At 59.9% G+C, this 24,002-nt stretch carries 25 protein-coding genes; all 25 read left to right on the forward strand.

Translation table 11 applies throughout. The features are described 5' to 3' along the window. Window positions 1-342: 342 nt before the first annotated feature. The 25 genes from PG5_RS09730 (at window position 343) to fliQ (ending at window position 24,002) form a co-directional block, all read left to right on the forward strand. Complete coding sequence (locus tag PG5_RS09730; RefSeq protein ID WP_020796943.1) at window positions 343-1,269, forward strand: ketoacyl-ACP synthase III; 927 nt, start codon at window positions 343-345, stop codon at window positions 1,267-1,269. 241 nt (window positions 1,270-1,510) lie between these two features. Beyond that, window positions 1,511-3,208, forward strand: a complete 1,698-nt coding sequence (locus PG5_RS09735; protein WP_020796944.1) for a flagellin — start codon at window positions 1,511-1,513, stop codon at window positions 3,206-3,208. An 86-nt stretch (window positions 3,209-3,294) separates the two neighbouring features. After that, on the forward strand, window positions 3,295-3,645 hold the full coding sequence (locus PG5_RS09740) for a flagellar protein FlaG (RefSeq protein ID WP_042955319.1): 351 nt from the start codon (window positions 3,295-3,297) through the stop codon (window positions 3,643-3,645). 81 nt (window positions 3,646-3,726) lie between these two features. Beyond that, entirely contained in the window at window positions 3,727-5,100 is a 1,374-nt protein-coding gene (gene fliD, locus PG5_RS09745) for a flagellar filament capping protein FliD (RefSeq protein ID WP_020796946.1), read from the forward strand. A 153-nt stretch (window positions 5,101-5,253) separates the two neighbouring features. Then, entirely contained in the window at window positions 5,254-5,634 is a 381-nt protein-coding gene (gene fliS, locus PG5_RS09750) for a flagellar export chaperone FliS (RefSeq protein WP_042955320.1), read from the forward strand. A gap of 31 nt (window positions 5,635-5,665) precedes the next feature. Next, entirely contained in the window at window positions 5,666-5,962 is a 297-nt protein-coding gene (gene fliT / locus PG5_RS09755; RefSeq protein ID WP_020796948.1) for a flagellar protein FliT, read from the forward strand. Window positions 5,963-6,135: 173 nt separating this feature from the next. After that, entirely contained in the window at window positions 6,136-7,611 is a 1,476-nt protein-coding gene (locus PG5_RS09760; RefSeq protein WP_020796949.1) for a sigma-54 dependent transcriptional regulator, read from the forward strand. Window positions 7,612-7,741: 130 nt separating this feature from the next. Next, window positions 7,742-8,947: a PAS domain-containing sensor histidine kinase gene (locus PG5_RS09765; RefSeq protein WP_020796950.1), complete on the forward strand. Its 1,206-nt coding sequence runs from the start codon at window positions 7,742-7,744 to the stop codon at window positions 8,945-8,947. A gap of 5 nt (window positions 8,948-8,952) precedes the next feature. Further along, the gene (locus PG5_RS09770) at window positions 8,953-10,338 is read left to right on the forward strand and encodes a sigma-54 dependent transcriptional regulator (protein WP_033044918.1); all 1,386 of its coding nucleotides are present in this window, start codon (window positions 8,953-8,955) and stop codon (window positions 10,336-10,338) included. A 302-nt stretch (window positions 10,339-10,640) separates the two neighbouring features. Then, on the forward strand, window positions 10,641-10,970 hold the full coding sequence (fliE, locus tag PG5_RS09775) for a flagellar hook-basal body complex protein FliE (protein WP_033044919.1): 330 nt from the start codon (window positions 10,641-10,643) through the stop codon (window positions 10,968-10,970). A gap of 15 nt (window positions 10,971-10,985) precedes the next feature. Continuing rightward, window positions 10,986-12,773, forward strand: coding sequence for a flagellar basal-body MS-ring/collar protein FliF (fliF, locus tag PG5_RS09780; protein WP_020796954.1), 1,788 nt, complete (start codon window positions 10,986-10,988; stop codon window positions 12,771-12,773). After that, window positions 12,766-13,785, forward strand: coding sequence for a flagellar motor switch protein FliG (gene fliG / locus PG5_RS09785; RefSeq protein WP_020796955.1), 1,020 nt, complete (start codon window positions 12,766-12,768; stop codon window positions 13,783-13,785). Before fliF ends, fliG begins: the two co-directional genes overlap by 8 nt. A 4-nt stretch (window positions 13,786-13,789) precedes the next feature. Then, window positions 13,790-14,572 (forward strand): flagellar assembly protein FliH, encoded by a 783-nt coding sequence (gene fliH, locus PG5_RS09790; RefSeq protein WP_020796956.1) that lies wholly within the window; start codon window positions 13,790-13,792, stop codon window positions 14,570-14,572. Next, window positions 14,562-15,920 carry a flagellar protein export ATPase FliI gene (gene fliI, locus PG5_RS09795; protein ID WP_020796957.1) on the forward strand — a complete coding sequence of 453 codons (1,359 nt, stop codon included), beginning with the start codon at window positions 14,562-14,564 and terminating at the stop codon, window positions 15,918-15,920. Before fliH ends, fliI begins: the two co-directional genes overlap by 11 nt. Before the next feature lie 6 nt (window positions 15,921-15,926). Then, complete coding sequence (gene fliJ / locus PG5_RS09800) at window positions 15,927-16,376, forward strand: flagellar export protein FliJ (RefSeq protein ID WP_042955322.1); 450 nt, start codon at window positions 15,927-15,929, stop codon at window positions 16,374-16,376. Between the two features lie 168 nt (window positions 16,377-16,544). Next, window positions 16,545-16,844, forward strand: a complete 300-nt coding sequence (locus tag PG5_RS09805) for an STAS domain-containing protein (protein WP_020796959.1) — start codon at window positions 16,545-16,547, stop codon at window positions 16,842-16,844. A 5-nt stretch (window positions 16,845-16,849) separates the two neighbouring features. After that, window positions 16,850-18,556: a fused response regulator/phosphatase gene (locus tag PG5_RS09810; protein WP_020796960.1), complete on the forward strand. Its 1,707-nt coding sequence runs from the start codon at window positions 16,850-16,852 to the stop codon at window positions 18,554-18,556. A gap of 30 nt (window positions 18,557-18,586) precedes the next feature. Beyond that, on the forward strand, window positions 18,587-18,937 hold the full coding sequence (locus tag PG5_RS09815; protein WP_020796961.1) for an Hpt domain-containing protein: 351 nt from the start codon (window positions 18,587-18,589) through the stop codon (window positions 18,935-18,937). A 101-nt stretch (window positions 18,938-19,038) separates the two neighbouring features. Then, window positions 19,039-20,319 (forward strand): flagellar hook-length control protein FliK, encoded by a 1,281-nt coding sequence (locus PG5_RS09820; RefSeq protein WP_020796962.1) that lies wholly within the window; start codon window positions 19,039-19,041, stop codon window positions 20,317-20,319. 204 nt (window positions 20,320-20,523) lie between these two features. Next, window positions 20,524-21,024, forward strand: coding sequence for a flagellar basal body-associated protein FliL (gene fliL, locus PG5_RS09825; protein WP_020796964.1), 501 nt, complete (start codon window positions 20,524-20,526; stop codon window positions 21,022-21,024). Window positions 21,025-21,033: 9 nt separating this feature from the next. Further along, window positions 21,034-22,002: a flagellar motor switch protein FliM gene (gene fliM / locus PG5_RS09830; RefSeq protein WP_020796965.1), complete on the forward strand. Its 969-nt coding sequence runs from the start codon at window positions 21,034-21,036 to the stop codon at window positions 22,000-22,002. A 64-nt stretch (window positions 22,003-22,066) separates the two neighbouring features. Then, window positions 22,067-22,525 (forward strand): flagellar motor switch protein FliN, encoded by a 459-nt coding sequence (fliN, locus tag PG5_RS09835; protein WP_020796966.1) that lies wholly within the window; start codon window positions 22,067-22,069, stop codon window positions 22,523-22,525. Continuing rightward, window positions 22,526-22,978: a flagellar biosynthetic protein FliO gene (fliO, locus tag PG5_RS09840; RefSeq protein ID WP_042955323.1), complete on the forward strand. Its 453-nt coding sequence runs from the start codon at window positions 22,526-22,528 to the stop codon at window positions 22,976-22,978. Beyond that, window positions 22,978-23,736: a flagellar type III secretion system pore protein FliP gene (gene fliP, locus PG5_RS09845; RefSeq protein ID WP_020796968.1), complete on the forward strand. Its 759-nt coding sequence runs from the start codon at window positions 22,978-22,980 to the stop codon at window positions 23,734-23,736. The genes fliO and fliP overlap by 1 nt, the downstream gene beginning before the upstream one ends. Beyond that, the gene (gene fliQ, locus PG5_RS09850) at window positions 23,733-24,002 is read left to right on the forward strand and encodes a flagellar biosynthesis protein FliQ (protein ID WP_020796969.1); all 270 of its coding nucleotides are present in this window, start codon (window positions 23,733-23,735) and stop codon (window positions 24,000-24,002) included. The genes fliP and fliQ overlap by 4 nt, the downstream gene beginning before the upstream one ends.

Here is a 24,002-nt window from a genome sequence, read left to right on the forward strand (position 1 = left end):
ATTGCCGGCATCAATGATGCCGGCAATTTCTCGTTGGTTCGTTGTCGCGCCTTTTTTGCTCAATCATTTCCGATTTTTTCCTCTTCCACTGGGCGGTTGAACGCTTGTTTGTGGCTGGATGTTTTGCGCAAGGCACGCATAATGCGTGACCTGTGAGTCAGATAGCGCATCTTCACTGTATTGTGTCAAAAAGGATGGGCAGGGGTTTGACCCTTGTCGGGCGTGTTTTCAGGGTTTCTGGAGCGTCTGTGCCGTATTTTTTCGCTCGGTGAAATCCAGTATTGTCGTACCTCTCGGTCATGCGAGCGGTGATCTCCAGCTATTTAGTATTGGGAAGCCACAATGATTGGCATAAAAAGCATTGCCAGCTACGTGCCAGCGAGTGGGCTGGATAACTATGCTCAGGGCGCAAAGTTCGAGAAGGATGAAGAGTTCATCCTCGGGAAAATCGGTTCGGCGTTCCTGCCGCGCAAGGACGTTGAACAGGAAACCTCCGACCTGTGTGTCGAAGCGGCCAATGCGTTGTTCGCCAACAACCCTCAGCTCGACCGTCAATCCATCGACGTGCTGATCGTCGTCACCCAGAACGGTGACGAAGAAGGCCTACCGCACACGTCGGCGATCGTCCAGGACAAACTGGGCCTGTCGACCAACGTCGCCGCCTTCGACATCTCCCTGGGGTGCTCCGGTTACGTCTACGGTATCTATGCAATCAAGGGCTTCATGGAAGCTGCCGGGCTGAAAAATGGCCTGCTGATCACCGCAGACCCGTATTCGAAGATCGTCGACCCGGAAGACCGCAACACCACCATGCTGTTCGGCGATGCCGCCACCGCCACCTGGATGGGCGAAGACGCCATCTGGCAGCTGGGCAAGGCCAAGTTCGGTACCGACGGCTCCGGTGCTCCGCACCTGAAGGTTACCGACGGCGTGTTCTTCATGAACGGACGGCAGGTATTCAACTTCGCCCTGCTTAAAGTGCCGGCGCATCTGCACGAACTGCTCAATCAGTCCGGTCTCACGTCCCAGGATATCGATGCCTTCTGCATTCACCAAGGCAGTGCGGCCATTGTCGATGCCGTGGCGCGCCGCTTTGAAAGCGAGCCGGAGAAGTTCATCAAGGACATGGTCGAGACTGGCAACACCGTGTCTTCGAGCATCCCGCTGTTGCTGGAAAAGCACATGTTCGATTCCAGCTGGAAGCGCGTGGCGATCAGTGGTTTTGGTGTGGGCCTGTCCTGGGGCTCGGCGCTGATCCATCGCACCTGACGCGTCAGTTAAATAACGCCCAAAAAAGCGCCCATGGCCGTGAGGTCATGGGCGTTTTTGCATTCTGGGTCGGCATTTAACGCTTTGAAATGCAAGGGGTGGCACGGTGCTAGTAAAAAAAATCAAAAAAGCCCTCAAGCAACCTGCTTTCACGACGATAACTATTACGAAGGTTCTCTAGGCCACACCCGGCGGTTGCCAGGGCCGGAAGCCGCAGCACCCAACCAACGAGGAATTCGTCATGTCGTTATCCGTAAACACCAACATCACCTCCCTGGGCGTTCAGAAAAACCTGAACCGGGCTTCCGATGCTCTGAGCACCTCGATGAGCCGTCTGTCTTCCGGCCTGAAAATCAACAGCGCCAAAGACGACGCTGCCGGCCTGCAAATCGCCAACCGTCTGACCAGCCAGATCAACGGTCTGAACGTTGCCGTGAAAAACGCCAACGACGGTATCTCGATCGCCCAGACCGCTGAAGGTGCGATGCAAGAATCCACCAACATCCTGCAGCGTATGCGTGAGCTGGCCCTGCAATCGGCGAACGGATCGAACAGTGATGACGACCGTACTTCCCTGAATCAGGAATTCACCGCCCTGTCGGGTGAGCTGAACCGTATCTCCAACACCACCACTTTCGGTGGCAAGAATCTGCTTGATGGTTCGTTCCAAAACACCAGCTTCCAGGTTGGTGCAAGCGCTAACGAAACTATTTCGTTTGGTATGGGTGACTTGAGTGCTTCGGGTTTGAAGGGTACCTACAGCAGCGCTGAAGTGACTGGCAAAGAAATGTCGGGTATGGCTGCTAGCGTGCAGGGTTCGACCACTACATTGAAGCAAACTATTGTAGCGGGCGTTGCTGCTACTGGCTTTACTGTATCTGGCAATGAGAAGCTCAGCATCAACGGTGTTGATATCAAGCTGGCTGGAACTGAAACCAGTAACGCCGATGTTGCGACTACGATCACTGCCGCGTTAACTGCTGCTGGTTCTGCCGTAACTGTCGCTGAGGCTGGTGATATACTGACCTTCACCAATGCTTCTGGTCCTGTGTCTATTTCTGGTTCCGACGCTGGTAAGTTCGGTCTGACGGCTGGCACCACCAGCAACAAAACCGATGGTGGATCCGTTCCTCCAAAAGCCGGTAGCATCCTCGTCAATGGCTCTGCTGTTTCTTGGAATGGTACTACGGATGACGTTGACTCCATTCTGGGTCAGATCGAAGCATTGGCTGGTGTTGGTACTGGTAACGCCAAGATTGTTGACGGTCAAATCTCCATCACCTCCCAGAACGGCAACAAGATAACACTGGCAGACAATACTGGTGCCAACGATAGTGGTTCTCTCGCCTCGCTGGGCCTGAAAAGCGGTACTTCGGACGTCAAAATGACTGCTGATACTTCGCTAAAAATCGGCACCACCGAAATCAAGATCACTAAGGGCAGCGACCTTGACGCTGTTATTTCGTCGATCAACAGCGCCAGTGCCGGCGCTACCGCAACCAAAACTGCCGATGGCAAGATTCAGCTCAGCGGCAAGGCTGACATCGTGATCTCGGCAGGCAACACCGGTTCCCTAGGCGACCTGGGTCTGGAAGCAGGTATCTCCAATGCCAGCGAAACCCAAACCACCGTTGGCGACCTGGACATCCTGACTGCTGCTGGTTCGCAACAATCGGTACAGGCTCTGGACGCTGCCATCCAGCAAATCGACAGCCAGCGCGCCGCACTGGGTGCCGTACAAAACCGTTTCGACAGCACCGTGGCCAACTTGCAAAGCATCGCGCAGAACTCCACCGCTGCCCGTGGTCGCGTACAGGATGCCGACTTCGCTTCCGAAACCGCAGAGCTGACCAAGCAACAAACCCTGCAACAGGCTTCCACCGCGATCCTGTCCCAGGCCAACCAGCTGCCTTCCGCTGTACTGAAGCTGCTTCAGTAATCCCCGCGTCTGGTCAGTGAAATAAAAGGGCGCGTCTAACGCGCCCTTTTATTCATTCCGTTGATTTTTCATCTGAGGTGATGGCAATGGACATGAGCGTCAAGATGAATCAGCCCCCGTCTGTGACTGCATTGCAGGGGACAACCAGCCCAAAACCTTCGCCACTCTCGGCATCGACCGATGTGGGCGCAACGGCGTCGATGGACAAGCCCAAGCGGGCAGAGTTGGAACAAGCGGTAACCGATATTCGAGAATTTGTTCAGTCCAGCAAGCGCAACCTGGATTTCTCGATTGATGACTCGACCGGCAGGGTCGTGGTCAAGGTGATCGCGACAGAAAGCGGTGAAGTCATCCGCCAGCTGCCTTCAGAAGCGGCTTTGAAATTGGCTGCGAGTTTAAGTGATGCCAGTAGCCTTCTATTTGATGGAAAGGCTTAAGCTGGCACGTGTTTTGATAGTGGCTGGCATTGGTGAATTGTTCGTCAAGAACATGGCGACCTTCCGGGAAGGAGAAAAAGCATGGCAAGTTCAACCGTCAGTGGCATAGGCTCGGGGATCGACACCCAGAAAATTGTCACCGCATTGGTGGATGCCGAGAAAGCACCGAAACAAGCCCAGATCGACAAGCAGACTGCTTCGACCAGCACCACGCTGTCCGGGATCTCGGTGATCAAAAGTGCGCTTGACACGTACCGGGCGGCGATCGCCAAGCTCAACACGGCCACTGCTTTTGGTAGTATTTCCGGCGCTTCTTCCGACGAGAAAATCGCCAAGACAACGGTCAACGATGCGGCTACCAATGGTTCCTACGCCCTGGAAGTCACCAAGCTGGCCACGGCTTCAAAAGTCTCTACCACCGTGTTTGCAGGTGGCGCGTCGAGCGTGGTCAACTCCGGTACCGTAGCGACCACGTTGACGATTTCTCAGTCTGGCAACGATTACGGTGTGGTCATCGAGCCTGGTGCGACCCTGCAAGAAACGCGCGATGCGATCAACACCCAGCTCAAATCGAAGAACATCAGTGCCAACATCCTGACCGATGCCAACGGTTCCCGATTGGTTTTGAGTTCGAATACGACTGGCAAGGGTACTGATTTGACCCTCAGTGGCGCTGATGAGTTGACCAAGGATTATGTGGTCACTACCGTCCCACAGAATGCCGAGTACACGCTTGATAATGTGAAGATGGAGTCTGCTTCCAACTCCATTTCCTCGGTGGTCAGTGGGGTTAATCTGGAGTTGCTGACAGAAGGCAAATCCACAATCACGGTGTCTAGCAGTACCGCGCAGTTGAAAACCTCCGCGCAAGCTTTCGTATCCGCTTATAACGCGCTGATGACGGCGATCAACACGCAAACCAAGGTGTCGGCGACGGCGACCGCAACAGGTGGATCTACTACGACCGCTGGTGCGCTCACAGGTGATGCGACGATGCGAAGCCTGGTGACTTCTGTGCGGAATGAGTTGGTGTCCGGGGAGTCGGGTGCAGGCACCAGCGGCTTGAGCATGCTTTCGCAGCTGGGCATCAACACGGACAAAACCACCGGTTTGCTGACTATCGATGATGCCAAGTGGGACAAGGGCGTGAAAGCGTTTGGTTCCGAAGTCGCCGAACTGTTCACCGGCAAGAATGGCGTTATCAGTCGCATGACGAGTGCCACCGATGCCTTCGCGAAATCCGATGGCGTCCTGGCTCAGCGGCAGACCAGCCTGACTGACTCCCTGGACTCGCTCAAGGTTGATCAGGAAGATCTGAATCGTCGAATAGCGAACCTGCAAACTACGTTGACTGCCAAGTACACGGCCATGGATACCTTGGTCGCACAATTGACTGCGACTTCCAAGAGCATCATGACTACGCTGAATGCGTTGAACAAAGTCAGCGACGACTAACGGTCGCCAGATGGAAAAAACCCGGATCCTTTTTCAGGCGCTCCGGGTTTTTTCGTTTTGCCATGCGGGCCATGGCTAAAGTTTTATCCGTTCAAGTCGATAGCCCGTCATAGCAGATGAATGCCAGATAATCGTTTTTTCAAGGAGTCAGACATGAACCCCATGAGAGCCCTGCGTCAATACCAAAGTGTCAACTCGCACGCTCAGACTTCCGAGGCTAGTCCTCACCGTCTCGTCCAGATGCTGATGCAGGGTGGACTTGATCGTATTGCCCAGGCCAAGGGCGCTCTGGAGCGTAATGACACGGCTACCAAAGGGCTTTGCATTGGCAAGGCGGTGGCAATCGTAGGAGGGCTGCGTGAGGGGTTGGACCCTGAGAAGTCACCTACACCATTGTCTGATCTCGACAGCCTCTACGACTACATGATGCGTCGGCTGACTGAGGCCAATATCAAGAGTGATCCGCTCATTCTCGATGAGGTCTCCGGGCTGCTCAGTAACCTCAAGGAAGGTTGGGATGCAATTGCGCCTTGAGACGCTTCGTTAAATTTTCGAGGGTGATGCAATGAGCCAAGCACTGCAACGGATCGAACAAACCCGCGAAGCGCTGATCGATGCGCTGGCCGCGCGTAACTGGGATGCGATCGGCGAGCTGGATTCGGCTTGCCGCGAATGCGTGGACGAGGTGCTCAGTGAAGCGCCCGTCGACGAAGAAGCGCTGCGCACCCACCTTGAGAGCTTGCTCGCGGTGTACAAAGATTTATTGACGGTGACGATGGGCGAGCGTCAGGCGATAGTCGATGAGATGTCGCAGATCAACCAAGCGAAGAGTGCCGCAAAGGTTTACCATCTGTTTGGTTAATTATTTTCTGCTTAATCCGTGCTTATTGCGCCATAAATTTGACTGTGAACGGTTTTTTGACTTTACTAGTGGCTGTTTCCAGATTTCGGGCGTCTACAGGCATTAACGGTCTGCAAGCGTCTAGCTTGCCCACTCATTTCGGGCACCGGGTCGACTAGGGAAGTTACGATTGCATGTGGCGTGAAACCAAAATTCTGCTAATCGATGACGATAGCGTTCGCCGCCGCGACTTGGCGGTGATTTTAAATTTTCTCGGCGAAGAAAATTTACCCTGCGGTAGCCACGACTGGCAGCAGGCTGTCGTCTCTTTATCTTCTAGTCGTGAAGTGATCTGTGTCCTTATCGGGACGGTCAATGCTCCGGGTTCGCTTCAGGGCTTGTTAAAGACACTGTCGACATGGGATGAGTTCCTTCCGATTTTGCTGATGGGCGATAATTCTTCCATCGACCTGCCGGATGACCAGCGTCGCCGGGTGCTGTCGACCCTGGAAATGCCACCCAGCTACAGCAAGTTGCTCGATTCGCTGCACCGTGCCCAGGTCTATCGCGAGATGTACGACCAGGCCCGCGAGCGCGGTCGGCATCGTGAACCCAATCTGTTCCGCAGCCTCGTCGGCACCAGCCGGGCGATCCAGCACGTGCGCCAGATGATGCAGCAAGTGGCCGACACCGATGCCAGCGTGCTGATCCTCGGTGAGTCCGGGACCGGCAAGGAAGTGGTCGCACGCAACCTGCATTACCACTCCAAGCGCCGCGAGGCACCGTTCGTGCCGGTCAATTGCGGGGCGATTCCGGCCGAGCTGCTGGAAAGCGAATTGTTCGGGCATGAGAAGGGCGCTTTCACCGGGGCGATCACCAGCCGTGCCGGGCGTTTCGAGCTGGCCAATGGCGGCACGCTGTTCCTTGACGAAATTGGCGACATGCCACTGCCGATGCAGGTCAAGCTGCTGCGTGTGTTGCAAGAGCGTACGTTCGAGCGCGTGGGCAGCAACAAGACCCAGAGCGTCGATGTGCGCATCATTGCGGCGACCCACAAGAATCTCGAAAGCATGATCGAGATCGGCACCTTCCGCGAAGACCTGTACTACCGCCTGAACGTGTTCCCGATCGAGATGGCGCCGCTGCGCGAGCGCGTAGAAGACATTCCGTTGCTGATGAACGAATTGATCTCGCGCATGGAGCACGAGAAGCGCGGTTCGATCCGCTTCAACTCCGCGGCCATTATGTCGCTGTGCCGTCACGGCTGGCCGGGCAACGTCCGCGAGCTGGCCAACCTGGTGGAGCGCATGGCGATCATGCATCCATACGGGGTGATCGGCGTGGTCGAGTTGCCGAAGAAATTCCGTTACGTCGACGATGAAGACGAGCAACTGGTCGACACTCTGCGCAACGATCTCGAAGAGCGGGTGGCAATTAACGGCCATACGCCGGACTTCACCACCCATGCGATGCTGCCACCTGAAGGCCTGGACCTGAAGGATTATCTCGGTGGCCTGGAGCAAGGCCTGATCCAGCAAGCGCTGGACGATGCCAATGGCATTGTTGCGCGCGCCGCTGAGCGCCTGCGTATCCGCCGGACCACGCTGGTGGAAAAAATGCGCAAGTACGGCATGAGTCGCCGTGACGGAGATGAACAGGCGGATGATTGACGCCTGTTTTTCAAGCCGTTCATTTTCAAGCAGTTTTTTTTAGGCACGGGTATTGCTATAGCCCTCGCAACGTTCCGTTTCACTGACGGTCAGCCAAGCGAGAGAGCACCCAATGCCCCCATCCGCCCAGATGTCTCCTGCTCCCGATACCTTGGGGGATGCCCTGGGGCAATCGTCGTCGGTAGAGCAGGCGAGCCGGCTTGGCCTTGAGCAGGCGTTTGCCCTGTTCAACCAGATGTCGAGCCAATTGACCAACTCCTACAGCATGCTCGAAGCCCGGGTGACCGAGCTCAAGGGTGAGTTGGCGGTGGTCAGCGCCCAGCGCATGCAGGAGCTTGCAGAGAAAGAACGCCTGGCCAATCGCCTGCAACATCTGCTCGACCTCTTGCCTGGTGGCATCATCGTCATCGACGCCCAGGGCATCGTGCGCGAAGCCAATCCGGCGGCGTGCGAACTGCTCGGCCTGCCCCTCGAAGGTGAGCTGTGGCGGCAGGTCATTGCCCGTTGCTTTGCGCCCCGTGAAGACGACGGTCATGAAGTCTCCCTCAAGGATGGTCGGCGCCTGTCGATTGCCACCCGTTCGCTGGATGCCGAGCCTGGCCAGTTGGTGCTGCTCAACGACCTGACCGAGACCCGTCATCTGCAAGATCAACTGGCGCGCCACGAACGCCTGTCTTCCCTGGGGCGCATGGTGGCGTCGCTGGCGCATCAGATTCGCACGCCGTTGTCCGCGGCCTTGCTCTACGCCAGTCACTTGACCGAGCAGACGCTGCCGGTGGCCACCCAGCAACGCTTTGCCGGGCGGCTCAAGGAGCGCTTGCATGAGCTGGAACATCAGGTGCGCGACATGCTGGTGTTCGCACGCGGCGAGCTGCCATTGACCGACCGCGTGACGCCGGCGCAGCTGATGCAGGCGCTGCAGGCGGCGGCACTGGCACATGTGCAGGACTTGCCGATTCGCTGGCAATGCGACGCCCATGCCGGCGAACTGCTGTGCAATCGCGACACCCTGGTGGGTGCGGTCCTCAATCTGATCGAAAACGCCATTCAGGCCAGTGCCGCTGACGTGCGCTTGAAGGTGCACCTCTACACCCGTGGCAATAACCTGTGCTTGTGCGTCAGCGATAGCGGCAGCGGTATCGACGAAGCGGTGTTGGCGCGTCTGGGGGAGCCGTTTTTTACCACCAAGGCCACGGGCACCGGTCTCGGCCTGACCGTGGTCAAGGCAGTCGCAAGGGCGCACCAGGGCGAGTTGCGCTTGCGCTCGCGGATCGGTCGCGGCACCTGTGCGCAGGTAGTGCTACCGCTTTTTGACAGCGCCCAGGGAGTGGAGTGAAGCTCATGGCTATCAAGGTTCTACTGGTCGAGGACGACCGCGCGTTGCGCGAGGCGCTGGCAGACACGCTGTTGCTCGCCGGCCACGATTACAAGGCCGTGGCGTCGGCGCAGGAAGCCCTGGAAGCTGCGGCGGCCGAAGCGTTTAATCTGGTGGTCAGCGACGTCAACATGCCGGGCATGGATGGTCATCAGTTGCTCGCTTTGCTGCGGGCGCGACAGCCGCAACTGCCGGTGCTGCTGATGACGGCGCACGGTGCCGTCGAGCGCGCGGTGGATGCGATGCGCCAAGGGGCGGCGGATTACCTGGTCAAGCCGTTCGAGCCCAAGGCGCTGCTCGACCTGGTCGCACGGCACGCCCAGGGTAGGGTCGGCGCCACCGATGGCGAAGGGCCCGTGGCGTTCGAGCCGGCCAGTGCACAGTTGCTGGAGTTGGCCGCGCGGGTGGCGCGCAGTGATTCCACGGTGCTGATCTCCGGTGAGTCCGGCACCGGCAAGGAAGTGCTGGCGCGCTACATTCACCAGCACTCTCATCGGGCCAGTCAGCCGTTCATTGCGATCAACTGCGCGGCGATTCCGGACAACATGCTGGAGGCTACGCTCTTCGGGCACGAAAAGGGCTCGTTCACCGGCGCCATCGCGGCGCAGGCCGGCAAGTTCGAACAGGCCGATGGCGGGACGATCCTGCTCGATGAAATTTCCGAAATGCCCTTGGGGTTGCAGGCCAAGTTGCTGCGGGTGCTGCAGGAGCGCGAGGTTGAGCGAGTAGGTGCGCGCAAGCCGATAGCCCTGGATATCCGCGTGGTCGCGACCACCAACCGGGACTTGGCGGGTGAGGTGGCGGCGGGGCGTTTTCGTGAAGACCTGTACTATCGCCTGTCGGTGTTCCCGCTGGCCTGGCGGCCGTTGCGCGAGCGCACCGCCGATATCCTGCCGCTGGCCGAGCGACTGTTGGCCAGGCACGTCAATAAAATGAAGCATGCCGCGGCCAGGCTGTCGCCCGCGGCCCAGGCGTGCCTGATCGCTTATCCGTGGCCGGGCAACGTGCGTGAACTGGACAATGCGCTGCAGCGTGCGTTGATCCTGCAGCAGGGCGGGGTGATCGAGCCGCAGGATTTCTGCCTGAACGGACCGATCGCCTGCGCACCGTTGCCGGCATTGGCGCCCGCGCCGACGACAGTGCGGGCGGTCGAGGCCGAATCTGGCGGCGGGTTGGGCGACGACCTGCGGCGCCGTGAGTTCCAGATGATCATCGACACCTTGCGCACCGAGCGCGGCCGCCGCAAAGAGGCCGCCGAGCGCCTGGGCATCAGCCCGCGCACCTTGCGCTACAAGCTGGCGCAGATGCGCGATGCCGGAATGGACGTGGAAGCGTATTTGTTTGCCACCTGACCCACCGTGACGCCCGGTTCTCCCGTAGGAGCCAGGCTTGCCGGCGAACCAGGCGCTGCGGTGTATCTGTAATACCGCGTTCGTTCTTCGCCTGTAGGAGCGAGGCTTGCCCGCGAAGAACGATGACGCGGTCTACCAGAAATACCGTGGTGTCTGGTTCGCGGGCAAGCCTCGCTCCTACGGGAGGGGGGGCGCTGCCGGTTTTGTTTGAGGTAGACGCTGAGCTGGCACCCTTGTTGCTAACACCTCGTTACCCGCTGAGTGAGCGTCAAAAAATTGCGGGCCGCCAGAGAGAGTAGAGCATGAGCCAAGGTATTGAATTCAATCGATTGATGCTGGATATGCGGGCCATGCAAATGGACGCCATGTCTGCGCCGAAATCGACTGCCGCCGTCCCTGAATTGAATGGCAGCAGCTTTGCCGACATGCTCGGTCAGGCCGTCAACAAGGTCAACGACACCCAGCAGGCTTCCACGTCGTTGGCCAACGCCTTCGAGATCGGCAAGAGCGGTGTCGACCTGACGGACGTGATGATTTCCTCGCAGAAGGCCAGCGTGTCTTTCCAGGCATTGACCCAGGTGCGCAACAAGCTGGTTCAGGCGTATCAGGACATCATGCAGATGCCGGTTTAAGGACGAGATTGAGTCATGGCAGATGCTATCGCTGACAATGTTCCGGCCAAGGCCAACTCCGTAGACGGCAAACCGCCGCTGTTCGGGTTGTCCTTCCTGGAAAACCTCTCCGAGATGACCATGCTGCGCCAGGTGGGGCTGTTGGTCGGCCTGGCCGCGAGCGTGGCGATTGGCTTTGCCGTGGTGTTGTGGTCCCAGCAGCCGGATTACCGTCCGTTGTACGGCAGCCTTGCCGGCATGGACGCCAAGCAGGTGATGGACACCCTGGCTGCCGCCGATATTGCCTATACCGTGGAACCCAATTCCGGCGCCTTGCTGGTCAAGGCCGAAGACCTGTCCCGTGCGCGTCTCAAGCTCGCGGGCGCTGGTGTCACTCCCAGCGATGGCAACATCGGTTTTGAAATCCTCGACAAGGAACAGGGCCTGGGCACCAGTCAGTTCATGGAGGCGACCCGTTATCGTCGCGGCCTTGAAGGCGAACTGGCGCGCACCATTTCCAGTCTGAACAATGTCAAGGGTGCCCGCGTGCACCTGGCGATCCCGAAAAGTTCGGTGTTCGTGCGCGACGAGCGCAAGCCCAGCGCTTCGGTGTTGGTCGAGCTGTATTCCGGGCGTTCGCTGGAGCCGGGGCAGGTCGTGGCCATCATCAATCTGGTGGCGACCAGCGTACCCGAACTCAGCAAGTCGCAGATCACCGTTGTCGACCAGAAAGGTAACCTGCTGTCCGATCAGGCGGAAAACTCCGAACTGACCATGGCCGGCAAGCAATTCGATTACAGCCGCCGCATGGAGAGCATGCTCACCCAGCGCGTGCACAACATTCTGCAACCGGTGCTGGGCAACGACCGCTACAAGGCCGAAGTCTCGGCGGATGTCGACTTCAGCGCTGTCGAGTCCACCTCCGAACAATTCAACCCCGACCAGCCGGCATTGCGTAGCGAGCAGTCGGTGAACGAACAGCGCACCGCCAGTAACGGCCCGCAAGGTGTGCCGGGTGCCCTGAGCAACCAGCCGCCGTCGCCAGCCTCGGCGCCGCAAACCACCGGTGGCGCCACGGCGTCGGCCGGCATGGTACAGCCAGGCCAGCCATTGCTCGATGCCAACGGCCAGCAGGTCATGGATCCGGCCACCGGCCAGCCAATGCTCGCACCGTATCCGGCGGACAAGCGCCAGCAATCGACCAAGAACTTCGAGCTCGACCGCTCCATCAGCCACACCAAGCAACAGCAAGGGCGATTGAATCGCCTGTCGGTCTCGGTGGTGGTCGATGACCAGGTCAAGATCAACCCGGCCAACGGTGAGATCGCCCGTGCGCCTTGGAGCGCCGATGAGCTGGCCCGTTTCACCCGCCTGGTGCAGGACGCGGTCGGCTTCGATGCCAGTCGTGGCGACAGCGTCAGCGTGATCAACATGCCGTTCTCCACCGAGCGCGGTGAAGTGATTGCCGATGTGCCGTTCTACTCCCAGCCGTGGTTCTGGGACATCGTCAAGCAGCTGTTGGGCGTCCTGTTCATTTTGGTGCTGGTGTTCGGTGTGTTGCGTCCGGTGCTCAACAACATCACCGGTGGCGGCAAAGGCAAGCAGTTGCCGGGCATCGGCAGCGACGTCGAGCTCGGCGGCATGGGCGGCCTGGACGGCGAACTGGCCAATGACCGTATCAGCCTCGGTGGCCCGACCAGCATCCTGCTGCCGAGCCCGAGCGAAGGCTATGACGCGCAGTTGAACGCAATCAAGAGTCTGGTGGCAGAAGACCCGGGCCGTGTCGCCCAGGTCGTGAAAGAGTGGATTAACGCAGATGAGTGATAACCGAGCCATTGCCGCCAAACTGAGCAAGGTCGACAAAGCCGCGATCCTGCTGCTGTCGCTGGGCTCAACCGACGCTGCCCAGGTGTTGCGCCACATGGGGCCCAAAGAGGTCCAGCGTGTCGGCGTGGCCATGGCGCAGATGGGTAACGTGCACCGTGAGCAGGTCGAGCAGGTGATGAGCGAGTTTGTCGACATCGTCGGCGACCAGACCAGCCTGGGCGTCGGTTCCGATGACTACGTGCGCAAAATGCTCACCCAGGCCCTGGGCGAGGACAAGGCGAACGGCCTGATCGATCGCATCCTCCTGGGTGGCAATACCAGCGGCCTGGACAGCCTGAAATGGATGGAGCCGCGCGCGGTCGCCGACGTGATCCGCTACGAGCACCCGCAGATCCAGGCGATCGTGGTGGCGTACCTCGATCCAGATCAGGCCGGTGAAGTGCTGGGCAACTTCGACCATAAGGTGCGCCTGGACATCATCCTGCGGGTTTCCTCGCTCAACACCGTGCAGCCTGCGGCCCTCAAGGAACTTAACCAGATTCTCGAGAAGCAGTTCTCCGGCAACTCCAATGCTTCGCGCACCAGCCTGGGCGGCATCAAGCGCGCAGCTGACATCATGAACTTCCTCGACAGCTCGATCGAAGGCCAGCTCATGGACTCGATCCGCGAAGTGGATGAGGACCTGTCCGGTCAGATCGAAGACCTCATGTTCGTGTTCAACAACCTGGCCGATGTCGACGATCGCGGTATCCAGGCGTTGCTGCGCGAAGTGTCCTCCGACGTGCTGGTGCTGGCCCTCAAGGGCTCGGACGAAAGCGTCAAGGAGAAGATCTTCAAGAACATGTCCAAGCGTGCGGCCGAACTGTTGCGCGACGATCTCGAGGCCAAGGGCCCGGTGCGTGTCAGCGATGTGGAAACCGCGCAGAAGGAAATCCTCACCATTGCCCGTCGCATGGCCGAAGCGGGCGAAATCGTGCTCGGCGGCAAGGGCGGCGAGGAAATGATCTAACGCCATGGCCAAGAATGACGAGCTGCCCTCTGACCTGATCCGCGCCAGGGATGTCGGAGGTTTCGATACCTGGGCGCTGCCCAGCTTCGATCCGCCGGCCCCTGAGCCGGAGCCCGAGCCCGAACCCGAGCCGCCGGAAATGGAGGAGGTGCCGCTCGAAGAGGTCCAGCCACTGACCCTCGAAGAGCTCGAGAGCATTCGCCAGGAAGCCTATAACGAAGGTTTCGCGGTGGGCGAAAAAGAAGGGTTCCATAGCACCACGCTCAAGGTTCGTCAGGAAGCTGATGCGGCGTTGGCGGCCAAAGTTGCCGCGCTTGAAAAGTTGATGGCGCATCTGTTCGAACCCATCGCCGAACAAGACACGCAGATTGAAAAGTCCCTGGTCGAACTGGTGCGGCACATGACCAAACAGGTGATCCAGCGCGAACTGGCCATGGACTCGACGCAGATCGAACATGTGATGCGCGAAGCCCTCAAGCTGTTGCCGTTGGGCGTCAACAACGTGCGGCTGTACATCAATCCGCAGGATTTCGAACAGGTCAAAGCCCTGCGCGAGCGACATGAGGAAACCTGGCGCATCGTCGAGGACGAAGCGCTGTTGCCCGGTGGTTGCAGAGTCGAAACCGAACACAGCCGCATCGATGCCACGGTCGAAACCCGTGTGGGGCAGGTGATGGACAAGCTGTTCGACCAGCTTCACGAGCAGGCCTTGCACCCGGCGGCGCCGGATCTGAGCATCGATCTGTCCAGTGCAAGCAATCCTGTGGCGGTTCCCGATGCACCTTAAGCGCACCAGTTTCGCCAAGCGCCTGGGCAGTTACGCCGGGGCGATCGAACTGGCCGGCGCACCGATCCTCGAAGGCCGCCTGTTGCGCATGGTCGGCCTGACCCTGGAAGCCGAGGGCTTGCGCGCGGCCATGGGCAGCCGCTGCATGGTCATCAACGATGACAGCTATCATCCCGTGCAGGTCGAAGCCGAAGTCATGGGCTTTTCCGGCAGTAAGGTGTTTTTGATGCCGGTGGGCAGCGTGGCCGGCATTGCCCCAGGTGCCCGGGTGGTGCCCCTCTCCGACAGCGGTCGCTTGCCGATGGGCATGAGCATGCTCGGGCGCGTACTCGACGGTGCTGGCCGCGCCCTGGATGGCAAGGGCGGAATGAAGGCCGAAGACTGGGTGCCGATGGACGGCCCGACCATCAACCCGCTCAAGCGCGAGCCGATCAGCGAGCCCCTGGATGTGGGCATTCGCTGCATCAATGGCATGTTGACGGTCGGGCGCGGTCAGCGGCTTGGCCTGTTCGCCGGTACCGGCGTTGGTAAATCCGTACTGCTGGGCATGATGACGCGCTTCACCGAGGCCGACATCATCGTCGTCGGCCTGATCGGTGAGCGTGGTCGAGAGGTCAAGGAGTTCATCGAGCACATCCTCGGTGAAGAAGGGCTCAAGCGCTCGGTGGTGGTGGCGTCGCCCGCCGACGATGCACCCCTGATGCGTCTGCGCGCCGCCATGTATTGCACGCGAATCGCCGAGTATTTCCGCGACAAGGGCAAGAACGTGCTGCTGCTGATGGATTCGCTGACGCGTTTCGCCCAGGCCCAGCGGGAAATTGCCCTGGCCATTGGCGAGCCACCGGCGACCAAGGGTTATCCGCCCTCGGTGTTCGCCAAGTTGCCGAAACTGGTAGAGCGCGCGGGCAATGCCGAGAAGGGCGGTGGCTCGATCACCGCGTTCTATACCGTGCTGTCCGAAGGCGACGACCAGCAGGACCCGATTGCCGACTCGGCGCGGGGCGTGCTCGACGGGCACATCGTGCTGTCGCGGCGCCTGGCCGAGGAAGGCCATTACCCGGCCATCGATATCGAGGCGTCCATCAGCCGGGTCATGCCGGCGGTAGTCTCGCCGGAGCACATGACTCGCGCGCAGTACTTCAAGCAGTTGTGGTCGCGCTACCAGCAGAGCCGCGACCTGATCAGTGTCGGCGCCTACGTCGCCGGCGGTGACCGCGAGACCGACCTGGCGATTTCCCTGCAGCCGCAACTGGTCAAATACCTGCGCCAGGGCCTCAACGACAGCATCAGCCTGGGCGAAAGCGAGGCGTATCTCGCGTCGATCTTCGCGCCCGCGGCGGGCGGTTAACCGGCCATGGCCCAGACTCGGGCGGGCCGCCTGGCTCCCGTGGTGGAAATGGCCGAGAAGGCCGAGAAAACCGCGGTCCAGCGCCTGGGACACTTCCAGGGGCAAGTGCGCCTGGCCGAAAGCAAGCTGGCCGACCTCGAAGCCTTTCGGCTCGACTATCAGGAACAGTGGATCGTACGCGGCAGCAGTGGCGTGTCCGGCCAATGGCTGCTGGGCTACCAGGGCTTTCTCGCGCAGTTGGGCACGGCCATCGATCAACAGCGGCAAAGCCTGGCCTGGCACCAGAACAACCTGAACAAGGCGCGCGACACCTGGCAGCAGGCGTTCGCCCGGGTAGAAGGCTTGCGCAAACTGGTCCAGCGCTACCAGGACGAAGCGCGGGCGCTGGAGGACAAGCGCGAGCAAAAGCTGCTGGATGAACTGTCCCAGCGGTTGCCGCGCCATGATGCGTATTGAGTCATATGGAACGCGTTATCGTTCTTCGCGAGCAGGCTCGCTCCCACAGGAGAAAGGCGGTCAACCTGTGGGGGCTCAAGGCCTCCAAAAATATCCTGCCTTGCCCCAACCTCTACCCAATGCTAAACCTTGTACAAGAAGGTTTACCAACGACAAGGAAGCCATGACATGTCAGTCGTTTCAGAAGTGTCCCCGGATGGGCAAAAGCTGACGATATCGGTCAAGGGACGATTCGATTTCGCCAAGCATCAGGAATTTCGTCAATCCTACGAAGACAAGGCGCTCGCCGAAGTCGTCGTCGATCTGAAGGAAGCCACCTACCTCGACAGTTCCGCCCTGGGCATGTTGCTGCTGTTGCGAGATCACGCTGGCGGCGACGATTCCGATATTCGCGTGGTCAACAGCAATTGCGACGTGAGGAAAATCCTCGCCATTTCCAACTTCGACAAGCTGTTCGACATCAGTTGATCACTGTGCAACCGGCACTCGAATCGCTGACGATCCTGATCGCCGAAGACAGCGCGGCCGATCGCATGCTGTTGTCGAGCATCGTGCGCCGTCAGGGGCATCAAGTGCTAACGGCCGCCAACGGTGCCGAAGCGGTGGAAATATTTCGCCAGCAACGCCCGCAGCTGGTGTTGATGGACGCGATGATGCCGGTGATGGATGGCTTCGAGGCGGCCGCGCAAATCAAGGCATTGGCCGGGGAAACCCTGGTTCCGATCATCTTCCTCACCTCACTGTCGGAAAACCAGGCATTGGCTCGTTGCCTGGAAGTCGGGGGTGACGATTTTCTGGCAAAACCGTACAACCAGGTGATTCTTGCCGCCAAAATAAAGGCGATGGACCGCTTGCGGCGCTTGCAGGCCACCGTTGTACAGCAGCGCGACCAGATCGCCAGGCACCACGAATACTTGCTCAACGAACAGCGCGTGGCCAAGGCGGTGTTCGACAAGGTGGCTCATTCCGGCTGCCTGAATGCGCCCAATATCCGCTACCTGCAATCGCCTTACGCATTGTTCAACGGCGACTTGCTGTTGGCCGCCTTCACCCCGGCAGGGGACATGCATGTGCTGCTCGGCGATTTCACCGGCCATGGCCTGCCCGCCGCCGTTGGCGCCATGCCCCTGGCCGAAGTCTTCTACGGCATGACCGCCAAGGGCTACGGCCTGGCGGAAACCCTGCGCGAGATGAATGCCAAGCTCAAGCGTATCCTGCCGGTGGACATGTTTTGCTGCGCCACGATGCTGTGCCTGAGTGCCCAGAATCACTCGGTGGAGGTCTGGAACGGCGGCATGCCGGACGGCTACCTGTACAGCGTTGCCAGCGGCGAGCGAACGCCACTGACCGCGCGGCATTTGCCACTGGGGGTGCTGAGCCCGCCTACCTTCGATGATCGCACCGAAGTGTTTCCGATGGCCCCGGGTGATCGGATATTCCTGTTGTCCGACGGGGTGATCGATACCTGCGACGCCGATGACCAGCTGTTTGGTGTGCAGCGGTTGCAGCAGGTATTTGCCGCCAATCGTCAACCCGACACCTTGTTCGAGGATATCGAGCAGGCGCTTCGGGACTTTCGTGGTGAGGCGCGCGACGACGTCAGCATGGTCGAGGTCAGCCTGCCTGCGCCCACTCAGGCGAGCCCGCCGCTGCCGATCTATTCCGACAGTGGCCAGTCCTGCCCTCTGGACTGGTCGGCCAGTTTCGAGTTTCGCGCTGCGACGCTCAAGCGCTTCAATCCGTTGCCCCATCTCTTGCAACTGCTGCAGGAAGTGCACGGTCTGCGGGCTCAAAGCGGGGCGCTCTACAGCGTACTGGCCGAGTTGTACTCCAACGCCCTGGAGCATGGAGTGCTAGGCCTGGATTCCAGCCTTAAACGCGATGTGTCGGGTTTCACCCGCTATTATCAACAACGCAATGCACGCCTGGACGAGCTTGAGGACGGTTATGTCCGGGTTCATTTACAGGTTACCCCGCAAGGCGAGGGTGGATGCCTGGCAATTCGCGTCGAGGACAGCGGCAAGGGATTTGATGTCGGGCGGGTACTGGAACGTCCTGTCGATCCTGTCCGTCTGTCTGGACGTGGAGTCAGTCTGATCCGTCAGTTGGGTCATAATGCAAGCTGGTCTGACGATGGTCGAAGTGCCCGCGTGGAGTTTCTCTGGAAGGCTCTGGCATAATCCATAAATTCTTGATCAAGGAGCGAACAAGTGGCTGATGAACATCTGGACCTCGACGCGCTGAACGAGTTGCGCGAGGTCATGGAGGACGCGTATCCGCAGTTGCTGGATACCTTTCTCGCCGATTCCGAAGAGCGCCTTCAAGCGTTGCGCGAGGCAGGGAGAGCTGCGCAGCTCGTAGACGTGGCGCACAGCTTCAAAGGCAGCAGCAGCAACATGGGCGCCGTCAAGCTTGTCGCGCTATGTGGCGAACTTGAGAAAAATGCTGAAAAGCTTTCGCCCTCCGAAATCCAGGAGCTGATCACTGCAATCGACCTTGAGTTCGCGATCGTTCGGCCTCTTTACGAAGCTGAGCGGCAACGGTCCCTGGCGGAAAGCTGAGGCGCAAGACGCTTTTCGTCGCCATCAGGCGAAACTGGCCCGCCCCTTGCTATTAACTCTTGCAACTGTACCTACGATCCCAGTGCAGCGGAGACCGTTAAATGCCCTTTACCCCAAATTCTCTTCTTCAGGCCGCCGCTCAGGCCAAGAGTCAGGCCGCCGCCGCCCCTTCCACGAAGGTCGCCGCCGAGCCCGGGGACAAGGCGTCGAGCTTCTCTCAGGTGTACGCCGCACAAGGCCGGAACCCGGCTGCTGACGGACCTTCGAAACCACAACCTCACAAGGCTGCCGACAGCCTCGGTAAAAAGGACGACGTCAAGGATAACGCTGCCGCCGAGAAGCCTGTCGTTGCCGATAGCGGCAAAAGCTTGCCCGCCGACAAGCCGGCGCAAGCCGACGACAAGCAGGACAGCGCCGATGCGACGGACGAACAGGCAGGGGGCGTCGAAGCTGCGCCGGTTGATCCTGTCGAGGTGCCTGTCATCGCGGCGCCTGTTGTGGCTGATCAACCAGCCGTCGAAGCGCCCGTTGCGGCGGTCATCCCGCCAATCGTCCCCGCCACTGACACAGGATTCGATCCCGAAGCCGACCCACTGGACGCCCTGCCAGCCCTGCGCATGGCCATGGAGCAGAGTGGCCATGTCTCGGCCTCAAGCCAGGCACAACCCAAGGCAGCTCCGACCGAGGTCGACGGTGAACGGACGGCGGCGCAGACCTTCGCCGCTGGCATGGCGAACATGCTCGACGTGCAAACCGACATGGACAGTACCGACCAGGGCGGCGACCAGGCCTTCAGTGGCCTGATCGATGATGGGCTCAAGGACCTCAAGTCTGCCAGCAGCGATACCCGGGTCGACGATTTCGCCGACCGCCTGGCGGCACTGACCCAGGCAGCGACGCCAAAAACCGCCAACGCCCTGCCGGTCAACCAGCCCATCGCGATGCATCAGAGCGGTTGGACGGAAGAAGTGGTGAATCGGGTCATGTACCTGTCCAGCGCCAATCTCAAGGCGGCCGACATCCAGTTGCAGCCGGCCGAACTCGGCCGTCTCGACATTCGGGTGAACATGGTGCCCGATCAGCAGACCCAGGTGACGTTCATGAGCGCGCATCCGGGCGTGCGTGAAGCGCTGGACGGGCAGATGCAGCGTTTGCGCGACATGTTCACCCAGCAGGGCATGGGCCAGGTTGACGTCAACGTCTCGGACCAGTCCCGGGGATCCCAGGACCAGGCGCAACATCAGCAGGCGCAGAGTGGACGCGCCAGTGCTGGCGGCGGTCGCCTTGATTCGATGGATGACGAGATTACCCCGAGCATCACCGAAGTGGCTGCAACGGCCACTCATGTCATCGGCTCCAGCGCCGTCGACTACTACGCCTGACCAAGGACTGCACTAACCCTGTGGGAGCGAGCCTGCTCGCGAAGGGGTCGTAACAGTCAACATCTTCTTTGACTGTTTCGCCGCTTTCGCGAGCAGGCTCGCTCCCACATTGGTTTGTGGGGCTTGCACATCTGATCGTTGGCATAACACTTGCTCTTGCCTAGTCGCGCGACTGTAAAAACCGAATAGTGACGGATTATTGGCATGGCGAAGAGCGACGCAGCAGTAAAAGACCCCGCAACCAAAGGCAAACTCAAGCTGATCATCTTGATCGTGGTGGCGCTGTTGCTGGCGATCGGCTTGTCCGTGGGGGCGACCTGGTACTTCATGCACAGTGCCCAGAGCAAGCCTGCCGTCGTGGCCGAAACCACCCCCGTGGGCAAGCAGCCTGCCGTTTTCGAGCCGATGGCCCCGGCGTTCGTGGCCAACTACAACCAGAACGGACGCCAGCGCTACATGCAAGTGAGCATTACCATGCTTGCGCGCAACCAAGCGGATCTGGACGCGCTCAAGGTGCACATGCCGGTGATCCGCAACAACCTGGTGATGCTGTTCTCCAGTCAGGATTTCGCGACCCTCGCCTCGCCGGTCGGCCAGGAAATGTTGCGCCAGAAGGCCACCGCCAGCGTCCAGGAAGTGGCGCAGAAAGAGCTCGGCAAAGTGGTGATCGAACAGTTGCTTTTCACTAATTTCGTACTGCAGTAGGAACACGACATGGCCGTGCAGGACCTGCTGTCCCAGGATGAGATCGACGCGCTGTTGCATGGCGTCGACGATGGTCTGGTACAGACCGATATCGCTGCCGAACCCGGCACCGTCAAGAGCTACGACCTGACCAGCCAGGATCGCATCGTCCGTGGACGCATGCCGACGCTGGAAATGATCAACGAGCGTTTTGCCCGCTACACGCGCATCAGCATGTTCAACATGCTGCGCCGCTCGGCAGACGTGGCGGTCGGTGGTGTGCAGGTGATGAAGTTCGGCGAATACGTACACTCGCTGTACGTGCCGACCAGCCTCAACCTGGTCAAGATCAAGCCGCTGCGCGGCACGGCGCTGTTCATCCTCGACGCCAAGCTGGTGTTCAAGCTGGTGGACAACTTCTTCGGCGGCGACGGTCGCCACGCCAAGATCGAAGGCCGTGAGTTCACCCCGACCGAGTTGCGCGTGGTGCGCATGGTCCTGGAGCAGGCATTCGTCGATTTGAAGGAAGCTTGGCAGGCGATCATGGAGGTGAACTTCGAGTACATCAACTCGGAAGTGAACCCGGCCATGGCCAACATCGTCGGCCCGAGCGAAGCCATTGTAGTGTCGACCTTCCACATCGAACTCGATGGCGGTGGCGGCGACCTGCACGTGACCATGCCTTACTCGATGATCGAGCCGGTGCGCGAAATGCTCGATGCCGGCTTCCAGTCCGACCTGGACGACCAGGACGAGCGTTGGGTCAACGCCTTGCGCCAGGACGTGATGGACGTCGATGTACCGATCAACGCCACCGTTGCCCGTCGCCAGTTGAAGCTGCGCGACATCCTGCACATGCAGCCAGGGGACGTGATTCCCGTGGACATGCAGGAAGAACTGGTGATGCGCGCCAACGGCGTGCCGGCCTTCAAGGTCAAGATGGGTTCGCACAAGGGCAACCTTGCGCTGCAAGTGATCGAGCCGATCGAGCGCCGTTGAAGCGACGCAACTCCCCCTATTAATCAACTCTTCTAATTGAAGAGTTGTTCGCCGAGGACAAATGATGGCTGACAATATGAATACCCTGGACGATCAGGCGCTGGCTGATGAGTGGGCTGCTGCCCTGGAAGAAACCGGCGACGCCGGGCAGGCCGATATCGACGCATTGCTGGCCGCCGATGCTGGCCGTTCTTCGTCCAACCGCCTGCCCATGGAAGAGTTCGGCAGCGTGCCGAAAAACAACGACCCGGTGAGCCTCGAAGGCCCGAACCTGGACGTGATTCTCGATATCCCGGTGTCGATCTCCATGGAGGTCGGCAGCACCGACATCAACATCCGCAACCTGTTGCAGCTCAACCAGGGCTCGGTCATTGAACTGGATCGCCTGGCTGGTGAGCCGCTGGACGTGCTGGTCAACGGCACCCTGATCGCCCATGGCGAAGTGGTTGTGGTCAACGAGAAGTTCGGCATCCGCCTGACCGACGTGATCAGCCCAAGCGAACGCATCAAGAAGCTGCGTTGAGTGAAAAGGCTCCTGGGGTTGTTTTCGGGGCTGGCCCTGGCGTTGCCAGGCCTTGTGCTGGCCGCCGAGCCTGTCGCCAATGCCGCCGCCGCGCCCGCGGTCAACAGCGGCGTGGCCGGGCAGTTGACGCAACTGGTATTCGGCTTGTTGCTGGTGCTGGGGCTGATTTTCTTCCTCGCCTGGCTCTTGCGCCGGGTGCAACAGGCCGGGCCGGCCGGCAAGGGGCAGGTGATCGAGCTGATCGGTTCTCGCGCACTGGGGCCCCGTGATCGCTTGATGCTCGTGCAAGTCGGCAACGAACAGATCCTGCTCGGCCTGAGCCCGGGGACCATCACGGCGTTGCATGTGCTCAAGGAGCCGGTGCAGGTGCCGAGCGGCACTGAAAAAGCTACCCCCGAGTTTGCCCAGCGCCTGATGGAGTTGATGGGCAAGGATCAGAAGGATAAGAAGTAATGGGCGCGCTGCGCATCATCTTGACCCTGGCCATGATGCTGGCCGCGCCGCTGGCGTTAGCCGCCGATCCATTGTCGATCCCGGCCATCACCTTGGGCACCAACGCCGAAGGTGCCCAGGAATATTCGGTCAGCCTGCAGATTCTGCTGATCATGACCGCGCTGAGTTTCATCCCGGCGTTCGTCATGCTGATGACCAGCTTCACCCGGATCATCATCGTCTTCTCGATCCTGCGTCAGGCCCTGGGCCTGCAGCAGACGCCGTCGAACCAGATCCTCACCGGCATGGCGCTGTTCCTGACGATGTTCATCATGGCGCCGGTGTTCGACCGGGTGAACCAGGATGCCTTGCAACCCTACCTGGCGGAAAAGATGACCGCTCAGGATGCCGTGGCCAAGGCCCAGGTACCGATCAAGGACTTCATGCTGGCCCAGACGCGCACCAGTGACCTGGAGTTGTTCATGCGCCTGTCCAAGCGCACCGACATTGCCACGCCGGACCAGGCGCCGCTGACCATCCTGGTGCCGGCGTTCGTGACTTCGGAGCTCAAGACCGCGTTCCAGATCGGCTTCATGATCTTCATCCCGTTCCTGATCATCGACCTGGTCGTGGCCAGTGTGCTGATGGCCATGGGTATGATGATGCTGTCGCCGCTGATCATTTCCCTGCCGTTCAAGATCATGCTGTTCGTGCTGGTCGATGGCTGGGCGCTGATCATCGGCACCTTGGCCAGCAGCTTCGGCGGTGTGTCGCCATGACGCCGGAAGTCGCCGTCGATATCTTCCGCGAAGCCTTGTGGCTGACCACGCTGATGGTCGCGGTGTTGGTGATCCCGAGTCTGCTGGTCGGCCTGGTCGTGGCGATGTTCCAGGCCGCGACGCAGATCAACGAACAGACCTTGAGCTTCCTGCCGCGCCTGCTGGTGATGCTGGTAACGCTGATCGTCGCCGGCCCTTGGCTGGTGCAGACGTTCATGGAATACATCCTGCAGCTGTACGGCAGTATTCCGCAGGTCATCGGCTAA

It is taken from the genome of Pseudomonas sp. G5(2012) (assembly GCF_000408945.1).
In the GTDB taxonomy this organism is placed as follows: domain Bacteria; phylum Pseudomonadota; class Gammaproteobacteria; order Pseudomonadales; family Pseudomonadaceae; genus Aquipseudomonas; species Aquipseudomonas umsongensis.

What these genes read in the sequence shown, in the direction of transcription:
- fliE (WP_033044919.1), top strand. Translation starts at nt 10,641, where the DNA reads ATGAGCCAAGGTATTGAATTCAATCGATTGATGCTGGATATGCGGGCC.
- fliM (WP_020796965.1), top strand. Translation starts at nt 21,034, where the DNA reads ATGGCCGTGCAGGACCTGCTGTCCCAGGATGAGATCGACGCGCTGTTG.
- PG5_RS09805 (WP_020796959.1), top strand. Translation starts at nt 16,545, where the DNA reads ATGTCAGTCGTTTCAGAAGTGTCCCCGGATGGGCAAAAGCTGACGATA.
- fliG (WP_020796955.1), top strand. Translation starts at nt 12,766, where the DNA reads ATGAGTGATAACCGAGCCATTGCCGCCAAACTGAGCAAGGTCGACAAA.
- fliH (WP_020796956.1), top strand. Translation starts at nt 13,790, where the DNA reads ATGGCCAAGAATGACGAGCTGCCCTCTGACCTGATCCGCGCCAGGGAT.
- fliS (WP_042955320.1), top strand. Translation starts at nt 5,254, where the DNA reads ATGAACCCCATGAGAGCCCTGCGTCAATACCAAAGTGTCAACTCGCAC.
- PG5_RS09770 (WP_033044918.1), top strand. Translation starts at nt 8,953, where the DNA reads ATGGCTATCAAGGTTCTACTGGTCGAGGACGACCGCGCGTTGCGCGAG.
- fliQ (WP_020796969.1), top strand. Translation starts at nt 23,733, where the DNA reads ATGACGCCGGAAGTCGCCGTCGATATCTTCCGCGAAGCCTTGTGGCTG.
- PG5_RS09735 (WP_020796944.1), top strand. Translation starts at nt 1,511, where the DNA reads ATGTCGTTATCCGTAAACACCAACATCACCTCCCTGGGCGTTCAGAAA.
- fliT (WP_020796948.1), top strand. Translation starts at nt 5,666, where the DNA reads ATGAGCCAAGCACTGCAACGGATCGAACAAACCCGCGAAGCGCTGATC.
- fliP (WP_020796968.1), top strand. Translation starts at nt 22,978, where the DNA reads ATGGGCGCGCTGCGCATCATCTTGACCCTGGCCATGATGCTGGCCGCG.
- fliJ (WP_042955322.1), top strand. Translation starts at nt 15,927, where the DNA reads ATGGCCCAGACTCGGGCGGGCCGCCTGGCTCCCGTGGTGGAAATGGCC.
- fliL (WP_020796964.1), top strand. Translation starts at nt 20,524, where the DNA reads ATGGCGAAGAGCGACGCAGCAGTAAAAGACCCCGCAACCAAAGGCAAA.
- fliI (WP_020796957.1), top strand. Translation starts at nt 14,562, where the DNA reads ATGCACCTTAAGCGCACCAGTTTCGCCAAGCGCCTGGGCAGTTACGCC.
- PG5_RS09820 (WP_020796962.1), top strand. Translation starts at nt 19,039, where the DNA reads ATGCCCTTTACCCCAAATTCTCTTCTTCAGGCCGCCGCTCAGGCCAAG.
- fliN (WP_020796966.1), top strand. Translation starts at nt 22,067, where the DNA reads ATGGCTGACAATATGAATACCCTGGACGATCAGGCGCTGGCTGATGAG.
- fliF (WP_020796954.1), top strand. Translation starts at nt 10,986, where the DNA reads ATGGCAGATGCTATCGCTGACAATGTTCCGGCCAAGGCCAACTCCGTA.
- PG5_RS09760 (WP_020796949.1), top strand. Translation starts at nt 6,136, where the DNA reads ATGTGGCGTGAAACCAAAATTCTGCTAATCGATGACGATAGCGTTCGC.
- PG5_RS09730 (WP_020796943.1), top strand. Translation starts at nt 343, where the DNA reads ATGATTGGCATAAAAAGCATTGCCAGCTACGTGCCAGCGAGTGGGCTG.
- PG5_RS09740 (WP_042955319.1), top strand. Translation starts at nt 3,295, where the DNA reads ATGGACATGAGCGTCAAGATGAATCAGCCCCCGTCTGTGACTGCATTG.
- fliD (WP_020796946.1), top strand. Translation starts at nt 3,727, where the DNA reads ATGGCAAGTTCAACCGTCAGTGGCATAGGCTCGGGGATCGACACCCAG.
- PG5_RS09765 (WP_020796950.1), top strand. Translation starts at nt 7,742, where the DNA reads ATGTCTCCTGCTCCCGATACCTTGGGGGATGCCCTGGGGCAATCGTCG.